The organism is Paenibacillus luteus (genome assembly GCF_006542765.1).
In the GTDB taxonomy this organism is placed as follows: domain Bacteria; phylum Bacillota; class Bacilli; order Paenibacillales; family Paenibacillaceae; genus Pristimantibacillus; species Pristimantibacillus luteus.
The window spans coordinates 1-15752 of the sequence record NZ_SKCD01000057.1; the positions used below are offsets into that span (position 1 = coordinate 1).

Below are 15752 nucleotides of genomic sequence, written 5' to 3' on the forward strand. Positions count from 1 at the left end.
TATACTTCAATTGTGCGCCTCTTTTCGTATGTGGGTTTGTTCTTTGGACGGAACGACTCCCAGTATACTAGAGGTGCATTTTTCATTCAAAGCTCAAATTACTTCATTACAGGAATAGCTCCTATTACGCCTATTTACTCAACGCTCTCACCATTGCATCCACATATTCCAATCGGATACGTCTACTGATTTGCGTATCCGGTATAAACAGTTCACTTGCGTGATAACAACCAGGATGCACATGCAGTTCAACGTCTACGCCAGCCTGCGCCAGACGGGCTGCATAGGAGATACTTTCATCTCGGAATAAATCCATCTGGCCTACACAGAGGTAAGCCGGAGGAAGACCATTAAGATCAGTTGCGCGACTCGGTGCGGAATAAGGACTTCCCTCGCCTGACTCGCCGAGATACATGCGCCAAGCCGCCTTATTGTTCTCGCGGTTCCATACTGCAGGATCCATATCCTCATGTGTAGAGGGGGCTTCGTTGCGATCATCAAGCATCGGATACAGAGGCATCTGGAAGCATAGCGCCGGACCGCCCCTGTCTCTTGCCAGCAAAGCAAGCGCCGCTGCTAGACCGCCGCCAGCGCTCCCGCCGCCGACCGCAATACGCGATGCGTCAATGCGATATTCCGCAGCATCGCTCACGATGTGGCATAACAACGTATAACAGTCCTCAAGTGCTGCCGGATAGGGATGCTCAGGTGCCAACCGGTAATCAGGAGCGAAAACAACGCAACCAGCATTCTGCACGAACTGTTCACATAGTGCGCCTTCCGCTTCAGGATGCCCAAGTATATAACCACCCCCATGAATCCAAAGTACTGCCGAGAGCAGATCTTCTTCTGTTCTCTCGGCCGGTTCATAGCTTTTGACCAACATACCCTGGCCTCCCGCTCCAGTGATGAAAAGGTCAGTCTCCCGCACATCATCAGCCTTTTCACGTGGTAATGGACTGAATTTTCTGACTTCATAAAGGTCATCAGGTAGCTTGAGAACCGGCAGCATCCCCAATCCTTCTCTCAATTCGGCATCCACTCTACTTATAAAACTCACTCTTCTGCCTCCTTTGTCAGGCTATCGTTACAGAACAACACCTGCGGGAACTCGTCGCCAATGCCATATGAAATTTCGAAAGCCCTCGTCCGGAAGTCTGCCCTGAGCGTCGTCCAATACTCACCCTGTCTCCATGTGATGCCGAGGTTTCCGTTTTCCGTGTTCTGATCGATTTGAATCTCGCCGTCAAATGCCTGGCAGCTGTTGCGAAATCGCATGATGGCGTACAATTGCTGCAGCATAGGATGCTGTACGCGATCGGCAATCTCCTCTAGCGTATAATTGTGGCGATTGACGCTTCTAGCTTCTCCAATAGCCTTGAGTGACTCTATATCATTTTCGCCTGCGAGCAATCCCACGTAATAGACCTGCGGGATGCCAGGCGCGAAGAGCTGGACGACTCGTGCCAGCAAATAGGCAGCATCCTCCTCGTTAAGCGCCGAGTAATAGGTGCTCATCATCTGGTATTGTCTCGCTTTTTCCCCTGACATCTTGATTATGCCGGACGGCAACTGAATATATTGCTGCAGATCTGCAGTTTTCGCGTTGACCCGTTCCCTGACCAGATCGATTTCTTCATTGTCCAGAAGTCCCGCTACATCGACAACACCGATGCCATCATGCGTGTCTAGTGTCGTAAATTGCTTGCGTGGACAAATGTTCATCCAATTCACCAACCGATCGGTGCGGCCGGTCATCAGACCATGCAGCATCAGCATCGGCAGCGCAAAATCATACACCCAGTGTCCCCGCTCCGCCATCTTCAACTGAATTTTGTAGTTTTCGTGAATTTCGGGCAGCATCTCCGTCCCATGACGCTCCAGCGGCTTCATGCCGATGTCCAGTACATCCCATACCTCTGGTTCAACAAAAAAGCAGCTGGTCCCGGTTTTTTTGGAAGCGTACGCAAAAGCGTCGAAGCGGATTAAAGGCACATATTCTGCCAACCTTCCTAAATTCCGCTCATAGTAACGCTGTGTGGCTGGCGCCCACGGGTCGATATCGACCTGCTCTTCGAAAAAAGTGTTCCACAATTTGACCGTCTTGCCGTCCTGACGCGTAAACTCCTTATAAGGTCCTTGCATTTTCCGCCTGTACAGCGTTTCCAACTCTTCTTCCGTCGGTTCGCCGTTAGGCCAGAACGCATCCCAATGAACGAACATTTCCTTGTAAGGGGAAGCGTCGCCACGCTCCATATAATCCCGAAATTCTTCGCTTCGAATAGATACATGATTAATCATGAAGTCCGCCATCAAGTAGTATCTTTCGCCAATGTCGCGAATATCTTCCCAGTCGCCGAAAGCTGAATCAACCGTGTCGTAATGGATAACCGCAAATCCGCGGTCTCCGGATGAAGGGAAGAAGGGCAGAATATGTACCCCTTCGATGACACCTTCGAAATGCCCTGTAAGCGCTTGCTGCAAATCCTTAAGATTACTTCCCATGCTATCCGCATAAGTAATTAACATAATTCGGTTTGTTATTTTTTTCATGATGCTCTCCCATTCTTATATTTGGTCTATTTCATTCCGGGCAACTTTCGCGATAGACGCATGTCGCCTCAAAGCTCATCTTCACATTATCATTCCAGACGCCATCTTCGATGAAGCGATGCAGCAGCTTCGCACAGTTATAGCTCATCTCCTCTGACGACGGAACGAAGCTCGTAATCGTCGGACTTACGATATTGTTAAACGCCATGCTCCCATAAGAGATGATTTCGAGGTCCTCCGGCACTCGGATTCCACGCTCTCGAACCCGGCGGGTCACGCCACTCATCATGTTGTCGATCGACACGAACAAGGCTGTCGGCAACTTCTCGGATTGCAGCATTTCCTCCATGGCGGCATAACCTCCCGCATCGCTTGCGTCTCCGTAAGTTGTCGTAAAGGAATAGGCTTCATCCGCCTCCATGCCGCTGCTTCTAAGCTTGTCCCGATAACCCGTGGAACGGAGGCTGAGTGCTCGACTGGAGTAATTGGGCGAGACAATCCCGAAGCGAGTATGCCCGCGTCTTATAAAATGCTCCATTGCGCTGTGTCCAACCGTATAATCGTCAGTCAGGACGGAAGAATAACCTTTAGCAGTACGGTTAAACAGGACAACAGGAATATCAAACTTTGTATTTTCGATAAAGGCAATATCTTCTTCGGTAAGCGCCATCATAATCGCTCCGGATATAAATTCCTTTGAGATAAACGAGATTTTGTCCTTCAGCTTCCCCAGTTCATAGGGAAAGACGATCGTTTCATATTTGAGATTGAGCTCGTTTAGATACCGATTAATGCCAGCATAAAATTGTGAAGTAGGACCCTTGTCGAAATCCGGCGGACAAAAAGCACAAACCAGCGTCCTGTTAAAGCTGCGTTTCTTGCGTTTCATTCGCGCCTCATGCCGATAGCCAAGCTCGTTGGCCGTCTGGATGATCCTCTCGCAGGTCGTATCTGCAATGCGGAATTCACCGCCCCTGTTGTTCAGCACCATCGAAACCGTGCTGGACGATACCCCTAACGCTTCGGCAATTTGCTTGACGCCTACCGTCTGATTGCGTTTCACCATGAATCCCTCCCTCCTCGACAATGTGATCCAATCCACACCAGCGAAACGGTGTCATAATGTGCTATGATCCGAACTTCTCCGGGTAAATCGGTTCGCTTCGCAACGGCAGCCACTCAGACATCGCGACTTGCAACGACTCATCCCATAAATCCCATTCATGCCCCATGCCCGCTACTACCTCCAGCCTTGTGTCATATCCCCATTTCCGCAAATCTTGTTCGGCGAGCAGGGTCCGATACAAGGCATGATCACTGTCGCCGACACGGAAAAACAGCTTGGGCAATAGCTTTTCTTCTTCTACATTTCGTAGCGCGGCGGCGTAAACATCGTTTACTGTTCCGTGGATAAAGGCGGGATCTACCAGCTTAGCCTGTAAGCCTCCCCCGACTGGGATTTTCATATCCGTCTCAAAATCGAATTCGCCGTTTATTGTCCTGACCATGCTTGGAACACCTGGCCGATATGAGGCACCCGACATCATCAACGCAGCCGCATAACGCTCAGGATAGTGCATAGCCAGCTTCATCGCGCCATGTGAGCCCATGGACAATCCGGCTACAAAGTTATCTTCTCTTCTAAGCGACAACGGGAAGAAAGCTTCGCAGAGCTTGGGCAGTTCTTCCGCAACATACGTATAATACTTTGCCCCATCCTCGGTATCGGTATAGCAGGAGTTGTGTACGCTCGGCATTACGACAGCCACCTTGTATTTGTCCGCATAACGGACAATGTTGGTGAAATTAACATAATCCCCGTCATCTCCGCTCCCACCATGCAGCAAATATAAGGTCTGGAAGGTCATCCCTCGAACGTACTCTACCTGTTTGCCTTCCATACTGTCCGCAAAGCTGTATGTTGGTAAGCACACGGTAACATTTGTTTGCATGCCAAGCGATTGCGATAGAAAATTCATTCTCAACACTGCCAAACGGCATCACCCTCACCCTCATGTTCAATCCCAATGCTGTACATGCTCACCGAACTTCCCTTTAGCCCAATATTTCGTCCCGAATCAGATGCGCCATATTTTTGGATAGAATGGCATAATGATCCGTCATATACAACACGCCCTCGCTAGAAGAAGCAAAATGATTAAACAGACTTTGGCTGATCCACTGAATTGGAACATAGAGCTCTCCGTTCTGAAATACCGCTTCGCATAACATAGCTTGCACCTTGTTGTCTACGACGCAGCCAATGCTCCCGCGGGCAAATTGCAGCTTTCGTCCACCAGGCAAGGTCAGTTCTGCCGATAGGCCGCCTTCTGAGAATGTACATCGACCGCCGTATACTTCTGCCGCAAAGGACACCGGCACGCACAAATATTCGCCCCTCACGATGCTGTCGCCGTTAAGTCCGTGGTATTTCAGCTTTTGTCTTGTGATGGCCGGACCGCTCATCGTAACCAGACGGTTGTTGATGTATGCCTTGCTACTGCCTTCCATTAAAACAACCGCACAACCGTCTCCCTGTCTTGAGATATTCGGCTGCTCCCGAACAATGCTTCCGTCCGTCGTTCTCCGAACACCAGAAAATAGATAATCCCATACCACCTCGGCATCATCGAACGTCTGACCATGATCGCGATTTTTGACATCCCGAAAGACCAGATCCGCTTTGGCGCCTGTGTAGAATGCGAAATTATCCTCCCCGACAATGCTGATCTCCGGCAAACTGTCGCACCCATTGATTCGACACCAATATTCACGATTGCGACGGACGACATATTCCGTATCTCCCTTGAAATGAGGGGGAGTCATATCATGCTCCAGTCTGGTCTGCCAAACCGCCAGCGGCCCGCCGCGATTTATCGTCTCATCCTGCTCGTCGAACAGAAGAGCGGGACTGGAAGGGCCACCTGAACCCGCTTTACCCGCAAAAACACTACCGTAATAACGTGCAATTTGACTTGTCATCATATTACCCATGGACATGCCTTGAATAAAGACGCGGCCTTCATCGATCTCGTATTTCGCTTTCAGACGATCAACAAGTCCGAGCACGAGGTTCATATCATGATTGTCTTCGGGATGCTCGGGCGGCATATTGATGTAGATGCCATCCTCTCGAGGAGTAGCCGCAGCCTCTAGCTTCTCTTTCTCGCAATCCACAATCCAGAACCGCCTCAAGCCCGCGCTGGGGAAAAGTACAATAAATCCTTCGCGATCGGCCACTAATGTCCATGATGTATAAATCGCCTGTCCCCAGCCTGTCATCAGCCCGCCGTGCATGGACACAACCAGCGGCACCTTCTTGCTTCCGTCATAGGATGCTGGGATGTATTCATACCATGTATCCTCAATGCCGTTGACAACGATGTCCTTATACTCCACTAGTCTCTCCGGATAAACCTGCGAATTGTTACCGTTTTCATTTACAACCAGATCGGAGCCTTTAATCGCCTCAGGCAAATAGTCTCTATTATTGTCATCCGGCGTCCCTGGCGTAATTACGATTTTATCTTCCATCCTCTTTCATCCCCTCTTTCCTGATGGTGCATAATCTAGAACGGACTAGCGCCCGTATCCTCAAGACCAAAAAATTGAAGTGCTTTCTGAATAGCCAAATCCCAGAATCGCCACTCATGTCCATAACCTTCTAACGTCCAGTAATCCGCTTTGATCCCGATTTTGTCGGCGTGATCCCTAAATATTTTGAGATTCTCGTAGATCATCGTATCCGCCGTCCCGCAAGCGAACAGAAGTCGTGGCAGCCTCCCACTGGATGAAAGCGAATTCATAATTGACCATACATTTTCTTCGGATTTTACGAATGACTCAAGCCCTCCCGCATTCTCCACCATACCGCGCAGACGCTGCGTAAACATATCATCCTGCTGCAAATCCTCCTCTGTCAGCTTGCCGTATTCAACAGGTGCTGCAGACAACACGGCGGCCGCCGCGAATCGTTCCGGATGATTGACCGCATATTTGATCGTCCCGCGGCCGCCCATGGACAAGCCCGCTATGAAATTGTCCTCCCGCTTATCCGATGCCGGAAACCAGTTGTAGATTAACGGCATCAACTCCTCCGTCAAGTAATCGAACATGCTAAATCCCATCATGCAAGAATTCCAGTTGGAGTAATTGCTGTTGAGAGCGCTTGGCATCACTACTATCAAATCTTTTTCACAAGCGTATAGTTCAATATTTGTTCGGCGCAGCCAATCAGTGTGATCGCCAAACGTTCCATGCAGCAGCCACAGCACCTTGTATTTCTTTCCGCTCTCATAATAGTTTTTAGCCAAAATATTACGGGGCTTGTTCGGCAAAATGACCGTAATCTCATGATTGGACATTAAATAATGACTTTCAAAATTCAAGGTTGCAATAGACACTCGCATCACTCCCTAACAATAAATAATTTTTCACAGAGATATTCAACATTATTTTTGCTAAATTTAGCAATGGTATAACCAATATTTCAGCTACAAATTCAGTTTAAGACATTATTTTTCCACTGTAAATAGCTAAAGTAGTGGTTGATTAGATTTATTTCAGCTAAATTTAGCACATTTAATTATTACATTTTTCCTTTTTCATATTTTTGGATGTATTTTACACTGATTTTTTTCATTGCATTTATTATGCTTTAGTAGGCACATGATCATTCCATGAGAATATCTCCGCAAAGCTTTGATTTCGCAAGGTCTCAGGGGATTTAAGTATCCCCTTTAAAAGGAGCTTGTTGCGGTATTCTAATTAACGCAGCTGGATAAAATCTGTCATGAGAAGAACTATTCTAACATGCAACGCTGCACGATTAATGCACGTCGTGAATAATAAGTAAGGAAAATAAACGCAAAAAACGGCATCTCTGCCGTTTCTGATTTAAAGTATGGTGGAGAGGCTAGTGGGATCTAACCGCTCACCTCTTGCATGCCATGCAAGCGCTCTGGCCCCTTCATTCCTGTGAAATGACTACTACGAAGCTGTACTCACTGCAGCTTTCTTCACATCAGCCTTCTTAGAAGGCTTTAAGGATGAACTAAACAATACTAAAATACCAACAACGGCAATCGAAAGCAATACGCCAGTCGAACCGCTGAGACTAATGTCTTTTCCAAAGTAGAAAAGATCCTTCAGGCTCTCAACCATGAATCGCATCGGTAACCATGAGTAGATATAGTCACGGTAAAACGACGACAGAAATTCCGGGGCAAAACTCAGCAGAGGAGCCCCAAAGAATAAGAACAAGGCGAAGAAACCCATCCCACTTATACCCGTCCAAGACAAGACGGCAGATATCATAATGAAGAAGCTAAAATAGCTAATAGCTAAAATTAATGCGGTTTGGTTGAAATGAGCAATGTTCATGCCCCATAAACTTGCAAACCATGTTAGTCCGTACCCGACAATGATGGAGATTAACACTCCCCACAACACATGTGCCACATGAGACAATAGCTTTTGCTTAGGCTTGATGAATTTTAGCTTGTTTTTGGAGATGAGCATAATGACTGCCCCAATCATCGAACCGATCCAGAGCGGCTGAAACAAGGTAACAGGACCGTTTCCATTTCCGCTGTTGGTGCCTACGGGATTGAGAATCGTGACCTCTTTGATAATTGGGGATACAAGCATAGCTGCCTGCTTCAAATTAATGGAGCCTCCCTGTTGCTCCAAGACTGCCATGAGCTGCGTGCGAACCTGGGTATTCAAGCCATCGATCATACCACTGAGCAGCTGTGAAGCCGCATTCGCTGCTGTCATATTTGCGCCTTGGCTCACATAAATCTGCACCTTAGGTGATTCCGGTGCTGTCGTCTGGAGAGTCGCTTGATTCGCGCTAAAATTATTCGGTATAACAACTGCTGCATAATACTTCTTATCGTTCAGACCTTGCGTAGCAGCTTCTATACTGTCGACTGTAATCCATTTAGCCGTAGGTTCTCCTCCGTTATTCTTCTCAGACAATGCGCTTTGCATTCCCTCAAGCAGCTTTTCTCCGCCATTCACGTGGCCTTGATCTGGAATATCTATACCAGCATCTTCATTTACCACAGCAATCGGCAAGTTCTCCGGATGTGGATTAATGGAAGGAATCATGGTAAGGCTAAAAATAAAAACAATGGCAATAACAAGGACAGGAAGCAAAGCGACTAGCTTTTGTTTGAATATGGACATCGTGCAGTTCTCCTCTTTTTCAATTCATTAATTGGTTGATTGATCGTTTGTTCAATGTAATGGCAAAAAAATTTTGTGGAGAAGGCCAACCTATGGCTTCCTCCATAAATCTATCGTATAATCCACAATTTTCTCCAAGTATGTCTCCGTATCTTCCCACTGTATTTTGACCATACCGAGCTCTGATACTAAAGTTTGCATCATCATTGAAAAAAACTGTCTGGTTGCCATCGTGTAATCTAAATTTCGAATTTCTCCCTTTTGCTCTCTTCTATGCAGAAATTCGGCAAATATTTGCGTTTGCTGCTTAATCATATCCGTTAATTCTTGTTGCTCCTTCAGATCGAGGGAATCACTGACGCGAACCATGATTCGCAAAATATCGATATCCGCCATAAAAACTTCATGGAATCGCCTACTAAACCTAAGCAAAGCTTCTCTTAGCTCTAGTTCTTCAATAGCTTGAGCGGTAAGTTTAAGCTCATGCTTGCGACGCGCCATGCTCTCCTGCAAAAGAACGGATAAAATTTCTCGTTTGCCACCAGGAAAATAATGATAAAGAATGCCAACGCCTTTGCCTATTTGTTTATTTATTTCTCGCACTGGCGTACCTTCGTAGCCCCTTTCTGCAAACAGTGACTTGGCAGCCTCCAGCAGCTTCACTCTCGTAGCTATAGCCTGTTCTTTCCTTGTCGTACCTTCCAACGCATTATCCTCCTCGCCTGTTGACCGAACGTTCGTTCAACCAATTATACTGTCGTATACATTCCTTGTCAATTTGAAATAAGCCCTTCCTCAATCCTCCCGCACTTACGACAGTGTATCCCATATGCGCATCAGCTGTGTGATAGCAGCATCAATGTCCTCAATCGGAACGCCATCCCTTGCTTGTGAAGAAATGCCTCTAAGAAAGGTGTCAACTAGGGTAACAAGCATGGAGATATCCGTAGAATCGGGCAACTCACCTTCTGCTATGGCCCGTTCTATACACTCTTTCTGCCAGCTGCGAACCTTTTGTCTTTCTTTTAGGAGCAAATCTTGGATGTGGTTTAGCTCTAGTGAACAAGTCACAGTGGACAATACCAAAAGGCAGCCAAGAGGATGGGAACCTTCTGTCTGCATCCGTGCTGATCGACGTAATCCCTGCTCAATGGCTGCTCTCGGTGTCAGGCTCCTATCTCTGAAGCTTTCCGATACCTGTCCATAAGTGGATATATATATGTCCACTGCTTCACGGAACAAAGCTTCCTTGGATTCGAACGCAGCGTAAAAACTCGCAGCTGATATATTTCCCATCGCAGCGCGCAGCTGAGCAAGTGAAGTAGACTCAAAGCCGTGTTCCCAAAACAAAAGCATCGCGGCAACAACAGCCTCGTCGCGATTAAAAGCGCGAGGACGGCCTGTTCGTGGCATAAAATGACCTCCTTTATTACTTTTATACTAATCGATCCAAAAGTCCTTGACAAGGACAAACAATGAATTTAACATATGGAATGATCGATCCATAAATAAATACACTACAAGGAGGAATTACGTTGTCTCAATTTTCATCATCAGTGAGTGCGGTTCAAACGAACAAGATCACAGCCAGACTTCCTTGGCTAGCACTACTCGCACTTGCAATGACAGGATTTATTTGTATTTTTACAGAAACCATACCGGCTGGGTTACTCCCCCATATCGCCGAAGGGCTCAGCATTACAAAAGGGATGGCAGGTCAGCTCGTAACGGCATATGCTATTGGTTCCATCGTGGCAGCTATTCCGTTTGCCATGTTTACTGGCGGATTAAGGCGCCGTCCGTTATTAATCGCTATCATAGTTGGATTTCTTATTTTCAATTCGGTAACCGCATGGTCAAGCAGCTATGCCTTAACGCTTATTGCCCGTTTCTTCGCTGGTGTGTCTGCCGGTGCGGCATGGGGAATGGTGGCCGGCTATGCGCGGCGCATGGTACCGGATGCTTTAAGAGGCCGAGCTTTGGCTGTCGCGATGGTGGGTACTCCGATTGCCCTTACATTCGGGGTTCCAGCGGGTACCGTTCTCGGCGACATCATCGGTTGGCGTCTCGTTTTCGGACTTATTTCAGTTTTAACGCTTGTTTTAATCGCTTGGGTACTATGGAAAGTACCGGATTATCCAGGGCAGCCTGCTGAACAAAGAATGACGGTCGGACAGGTGTTCGCTTTGCCCGGAATTCGTCCGATTCTTATGGTAGTCCTGACATGGATGCTGGCACACAATATTTTATATACGTATATTGCTCCGTTTCTTGAGCATTTGGGACTTAAAGGACAAGTGAGTGTTGTTTTGTTAGTCTTTGGAATAGTTGCTCTTGTATCCATTTGGATAGTAGGCTTGCTGATTGACCGATATCTACGCCTGCTCATTTTGATCAGTCTGCTCGGATTCCTGCTGGTATCCGCCGCACTATGGACGGGAGCCTCGTCAGCCTTGTTCGTTTATGCGGCGGTAGCGCTGTGGGGACTTACCTTCGGCGGTGCAGCCACTCTGCTGCAAACGGCACTTGCCGAAGCGAGCGGTGAAGATGGCGTAGATATCGTGATGCCGATCAACACAACCGTATGGAATCTGGCTATAGCTGCCGGAGGGATTGCAGGGGGCACCTTACTAGAGCTTATTGGAGCCCAGTCGTTCCCCGGTGTCTTATTGATTCTGCTTCTTATTGCCCTGATTGTCGCTTGGCGTGCCAAGAGACACGGTTTCCCCAGTTAGGACTTCAGCCAATATAAACAAAAAAACACATCACATGGACGTGTTTTTTTGTTTTATGGTTGGTGTTGAGGTTGAGGCTGATGCCATCATTTTCTTTTCAACTGTTCGAGCCAGTTTTAATGCACCTTGATCGATATATTTCATGTAATAGTGCGACAAAATAAATAAGGGTACCATGGAAACTAGAAACGTAATGGCATAGGCAAGATTATAACTATAATGATGAATCATTTTACTAAACAGGAACGCAGAGAACGTATTTAGGAATGTGAAATGAATGAGATAAAGGGAAAACGAAATCTGCCCCAAATAAGCAAACGGTTTCCAACCAAACACATGCTGCAGCACTTTTATACGAAGCAGAGCAAACAAAATCATAGCAGAGCCTAAGGTTCGTGCAAGCATCCGTGAGTCAATGTTAAATTGAATCCATTGGTTGATATGGTTTGTCCACACTTCTATGGGTTCATACATGGTCCCCATTAACGAAGTATAAGGCGCCGAACCTAAGTAAATCCCCATGAAAAGCACAAGGATTGCCGCTAACTTACTTTGGACCCATTTGTGCTTGAGCAAATCTGCCAGCAGCATCCCCCACAAAAAAGCGACAAAATAAGTTTGAATAAACGCGACGGACAAGACCACATACACAATCCATCTTTTTTTCACCCGTCCAAATACAGCTAGAAAACCGAAAATTAAAAAAGAACCTAATAGCTCGTAGCCCATTGTCCAAAGGACTGGATTGTAAGGATGCCCATTAAAACGGAAAAACGGATCAAAAATAGCAGCTTTGATAACGGTATATAGATTTGTATCTAAAGCGTAGTAGTCCTTTTTCATATCCGTCCACGTAATCCCCCATATTCCTTGGAGATGAAAGGCATTTGTAATAATGGCAAGGTACACAAGCAATACGGATACCGCTGCCGGCACGGCAAGCCGAATGTACCTTCGTATGGCGCTGGAATGCAACAATTTTTGGAAGGTGTCATTATCGAGCTCTGTTTCAAACATTTTGACACTGAGCACATAACCGCTTAGCACAAAAAACAAACAAACGGCAAATTGTCCATTATAAAATAAATTAATCGGAGAATGACCGTACCAGATATCCCATTTAAAATGAGCTTGTTCCGCTCTTCCATTTAATGCAGCTGGATAAAATACTTGTATATAGTGCGCGATAACTACGGCAAATGCCGCGAGTCCCCTAATGCCATCCAAATAGAATAGCTTTTTTTCAGATGTCTCTTTATTCATTTTTCCCCCTTATAACATGAAAAGAACTATTATAACATGCAATCGCTCTCCCACACAGGGGGTATTATACAACTAAAAAAGAATAACCAATTGCTTTTTGAAATACTTTTTTAACCGCTGTATGATAAGTTTGATCAGCTTGTATGAGATACGTATCTTATTCGTGTGTAATATCATTCACTAAAAAGTAGGGTTATTTCTCGAGCAATAGATTATCCGCTAAAGAAACAACCCTAAATTTCCTACCTTTTTAAATTAGTCCAGACTTTTTCAACAACTTCTGAACGAGGGTTGCGACCTCCGCCCTGGAAATATATGCTTTTGGCGCAAGTTGCGTGCTGCTTCTCCCGGTAATGATTTCTGCCTGCAAGCTGTCGATAATACTGCTCTCCGCCCACTCCGAGACGCTACTCGCATCTGTGAAGCGACTCAGCAATTCTCCTGATGTTTGGAGGCCACCTACGTTCACTTCGAGACCAGTTAATTTCATCGCTTTCGAGATTATCGTCATCGCTTGCTCTCGCGTGATTTTGTCCGCCGGGTGAAAGTTACCATCTTCAAACCCGTTGATTAATTTGTAAGTGTAAGCAGTCTGTACCGCGCTGCTATACCAATCTGTGGTCAAAACATCTTTAAATGGACCTGTACCATTCTCCAGCTTCAGTCCTAATCCTCGAACGATAACTGCTGCAAACTCTGCGCGAGTAATATCTTGATCAGGTTTGTACAGTTCATTCCCAACGCCACTGATAACCATGCGCGACCCCATGTCATTCACCGCATTTTTCGCCCAATGCTGCGCCACATCTTTGAACTCTATAGGATTCCATATGATGGAATACGTACTGTTTGTAAAGCTGTTCACTTTAGCATAATAATTTCCATCGCTGACTACAATTCTGGTCGGTACATGACGAACAGTTCCATCCGGATCAATAACAATCCCAGTTGTAATTTTGTTAGCATCTACTCCAACAGGAATCGCAAAGGTTCTTTCCACATAAGCACTGAACTTGTTCACTTCAATTATCTTATCTCCGTATTTGGCTTTTATAGTAAAGTCGAGCGGCGGGACGACAGCGGTAAACCCGCTCCTGACTGCCAAGTTTTCCACAAGTTTTACTATGTCCGTAGTCGGTTTAGAAATGCCAATCTGTAGCTTGATATCTTGAAGAAACACGTTTTTGTCGAGTCGATTCCATATCGAACTAATGTTGATCTGCTGTGCAGGCAAGGTATACGTCGCATTTTCTGTTTTGATGGCAATGATCGCCTGCTTTTGTTCCATACTTTTAACTATCAGACCATCAAACTCTACGAAAACGACATCGGACTTTGTATTCACTGGAATCGTAATCGTAGCATGTTCGCCTTCCACTGCAAGCTTCTCGTCCAGCTTTTTCGAATCGATTACAACTGTCGTTACTGTTTGCCCATTCAATTGGGTTATTGTTGCCGTTCCTGCTTTCTCAACCTTGCCGTTGATCATTATATCAGTCCGGGTGTCTGGTAACGAAATATTATTGTTACTTGGTAGTGCCATCGTTGTTACGGAAATAGTCGCTACATCCGAAGCATTGCCCGAGGCGTCTTTGACAATAACATATGCCTTATATAATGTGGACGCCAACAAGCCAGTTACGCTAGCCGTGTTCGACGCTGCCACTGCTGGCGCTGTTCCTTTGGCTAAAGAAATCCCTTGTGCTGTAATGCTTGCCACATTCGGTGCTGCATCCGCCGCTGCGTAGACTAAGAAGTAGTATGTTCCTGCCTCATCCGAAACAAAGTTTAATGTTGTCGTGGATTGGGTCGTTGCACTTGCACTCGTTAAGCTTAATGTTGGGGCGGTTATGTCTGGGTTCGTCAGGGTCACGTCCGCAGATGACATAGATACGTTCCCTGCTACATCGACCGCATAAACCACATACGTGCCAGCCGTTAAGCCTGTAGTCGGGATTGCCGCAGCACTTGCTGCTGTCGCCGCTACGCTCGTTCCTCTGCTTCCGCTAACTTCAGCATCCAAGCTCGCTTTATTCGTTATCACAGCCGACTTTAGCACCAAATACAGCGTTCCGTTCTCATTGCTTGTCGCTGCTAGCGTATTCGGCGTCAATACACTCGTACCCACTCCGGATAACGTTGGGGCGGTCACATCCGGGTTCGTCAGGGTCACGTCCGCAGATGCCGTAGATACATTCCCTGCTGCATCGACCGCATAGACCACATATGTGCCAGCCGTTAAGCCTGTAGTCGGGATTGCCGCAACGCTTGCTGCTGTCGCTGCTACGCTCGTTCCTCTGCTTCCGATAACTTCCGCATCCAAGCTCACTTTATTCGTTATCACAGCGGACTTTAGCACCAAATACAGCGTACCACTTTCATTGCTTGTCGCTGCTAGCGTATCCGGTGTCAATACACTCGTACCCACTCCGGATAACGTTGGTGCGGTCACATCCGGGTTCGTCAGGGTCACGTCCGCAGATGACATAGATACGTTCCCTGCTACATCGACCGCATAGACCACATACGTGCCAGCCGTTAAGCCTGTAGTCGGGATTGCCGCAGCACTTGCTGCTGTCGCCGCTACGCTCGTTCCTCTGCTTCCGCTAACTTCAGCATCCAAGCTCGCTTTATTCGTTATCACAGCCGACTTTAGCACCAAATACAGCGTTCCGTTCTCATTGCTTGTCGCTGCTAGCGTATTCGGCGTCAATACACTCGTACCCACTCCAGATAACGTTGGGGCGGTTATGTCTGGGTTCGTCAGGGTCACGTCCGCAGATGCCGTAGATACGTTTCCTGCTGCATCGACCGCATAGACCACATATGTGCCAGCCGTTAAGCCTGTAGTCGGGATTGCCGCAGCACTTGCTGCTGTCGCCGCTACGCTCGTTCCTCTGCTTCCGCTAACTTCCGCATCCAAGCTCGCTTTATTTGTTATTGTTGCCGACTTTAGCACCAAATACAGCGTTCCGTTCTCATTGCTTGTCGCTGCTAGCGTATTCGGCG

At 46.9% G+C, this 15752-nt stretch carries 12 protein-coding genes; 1 reads left to right on the forward strand and 11 read right to left on the reverse strand.

What is annotated here, in order from left to right; translation table 11 throughout:
• Positions 1-130: 130 nt before the first annotated feature.
• The 9 genes from E0496_RS30035 to E0496_RS30075 form a co-directional block, all read right to left on the reverse strand.
• Positions 131-1012, reverse strand: a complete 882-nt coding sequence (locus E0496_RS30035) for an alpha/beta hydrolase (protein WP_421924796.1) — start codon at positions 1010-1012, stop codon at positions 131-133.
• Between the two features lie 44 nt (positions 1013-1056).
• On the reverse strand, positions 1057-2553 hold the full coding sequence (gene gtfA / locus E0496_RS30040; protein WP_141505643.1) for a sucrose phosphorylase: 1497 nt from the start codon (positions 2551-2553) through the stop codon (positions 1057-1059).
• 31 nt (positions 2554-2584) lie between these two features.
• Positions 2585-3619: a LacI family DNA-binding transcriptional regulator gene (locus E0496_RS30045; protein ID WP_141505644.1), complete on the reverse strand. Its 1035-nt coding sequence runs from the start codon at positions 3617-3619 to the stop codon at positions 2585-2587.
• Between the two features lie 61 nt (positions 3620-3680).
• On the reverse strand, positions 3681-4532 hold the full coding sequence (locus tag E0496_RS30050) for an alpha/beta hydrolase (RefSeq protein WP_206669913.1): 852 nt from the start codon (positions 4530-4532) through the stop codon (positions 3681-3683).
• Positions 4533-4608: 76 nt separating this feature from the next.
• Positions 4609-6087 (reverse strand): CE1 family esterase, encoded by a 1479-nt coding sequence (locus E0496_RS30055; protein ID WP_141505648.1) that lies wholly within the window; start codon positions 6085-6087, stop codon positions 4609-4611.
• 35 nt (positions 6088-6122) lie between these two features.
• Positions 6123-6956 (reverse strand): alpha/beta hydrolase, encoded by an 834-nt coding sequence (locus E0496_RS30060; RefSeq protein WP_141505650.1) that lies wholly within the window; start codon positions 6954-6956, stop codon positions 6123-6125.
• Positions 6957-7542: 586 nt separating this feature from the next.
• Positions 7543-8745: a YhgE/Pip domain-containing protein gene (locus tag E0496_RS30065; protein WP_141505652.1), complete on the reverse strand. Its 1203-nt coding sequence runs from the start codon at positions 8743-8745 to the stop codon at positions 7543-7545.
• Positions 8746-8835: 90 nt separating this feature from the next.
• Positions 8836-9408, reverse strand: coding sequence for a TetR/AcrR family transcriptional regulator (locus tag E0496_RS30070; protein ID WP_206669914.1), 573 nt, complete (start codon positions 9406-9408; stop codon positions 8836-8838).
• A 147-nt stretch (positions 9409-9555) separates the two neighbouring features.
• A complete protein-coding gene (locus tag E0496_RS30075; RefSeq protein WP_141505656.1) occupies positions 9556-10158 on the reverse strand; it encodes a TetR/AcrR family transcriptional regulator in 603 nt (200 codons plus the stop codon).
• A 122-nt stretch (positions 10159-10280) separates the two neighbouring features.
• On the opposite strand from E0496_RS30075, the gene E0496_RS30080 reads away from it, so the two are divergent.
• On the forward strand, positions 10281-11480 hold the full coding sequence (locus E0496_RS30080; RefSeq protein WP_241675039.1) for an MFS transporter: 1200 nt from the start codon (positions 10281-10283) through the stop codon (positions 11478-11480).
• A 30-nt stretch (positions 11481-11510) separates the two neighbouring features.
• On the opposite strand, the gene E0496_RS30085 is transcribed toward E0496_RS30080, so the two are convergent.
• Both E0496_RS30085 and E0496_RS30090 read right to left on the reverse strand, forming a co-directional pair.
• A complete protein-coding gene (locus tag E0496_RS30085; protein WP_141505658.1) occupies positions 11511-12743 on the reverse strand; it encodes an acyltransferase family protein in 1233 nt (410 codons plus the stop codon).
• Between the two features lie 250 nt (positions 12744-12993).
• Positions 12994-15752, reverse strand: a 2759-nt coding sequence (locus E0496_RS30090; protein WP_141505659.1) for an S-layer homology domain-containing protein, incomplete at its 5' end; no start/stop codon positions are given.

Excerpts from the sequence above, each read along its gene's own strand:
- E0496_RS30045 (WP_141505644.1), bottom strand. The coding sequence starts at position 3,619 with ATGGTGAAACGCAATCAGACGGTAGGCGTCAAGCAAATTGCCGAAGCG.
- E0496_RS30050 (WP_206669913.1), bottom strand. The coding sequence starts at position 4,532 with ATGAATTTTCTATCGCAATCGCTTGGCATGCAAACAAATGTTACCGTG.
- E0496_RS30035 (WP_421924796.1), bottom strand. The coding sequence starts at position 1,012 with ATGCTGCCGGTTCTCAAGCTACCTGATGACCTTTATGAAGTCAGAAAA.
- E0496_RS30075 (WP_141505656.1), bottom strand. The coding sequence starts at position 10,158 with ATGCCACGAACAGGCCGTCCTCGCGCTTTTAATCGCGACGAGGCTGTT.
- E0496_RS30055 (WP_141505648.1), bottom strand. The coding sequence starts at position 6,087 with ATGGAAGATAAAATCGTAATTACGCCAGGGACGCCGGATGACAATAAT.
- gtfA (WP_141505643.1), bottom strand. The coding sequence starts at position 2,553 with ATGAAAAAAATAACAAACCGAATTATGTTAATTACTTATGCGGATAGC.
- E0496_RS30065 (WP_141505652.1), bottom strand. The coding sequence starts at position 8,745 with ATGTCCATATTCAAACAAAAGCTAGTCGCTTTGCTTCCTGTCCTTGTT.
- E0496_RS30085 (WP_141505658.1), bottom strand. The coding sequence starts at position 12,743 with ATGAATAAAGAGACATCTGAAAAAAAGCTATTCTATTTGGATGGCATT.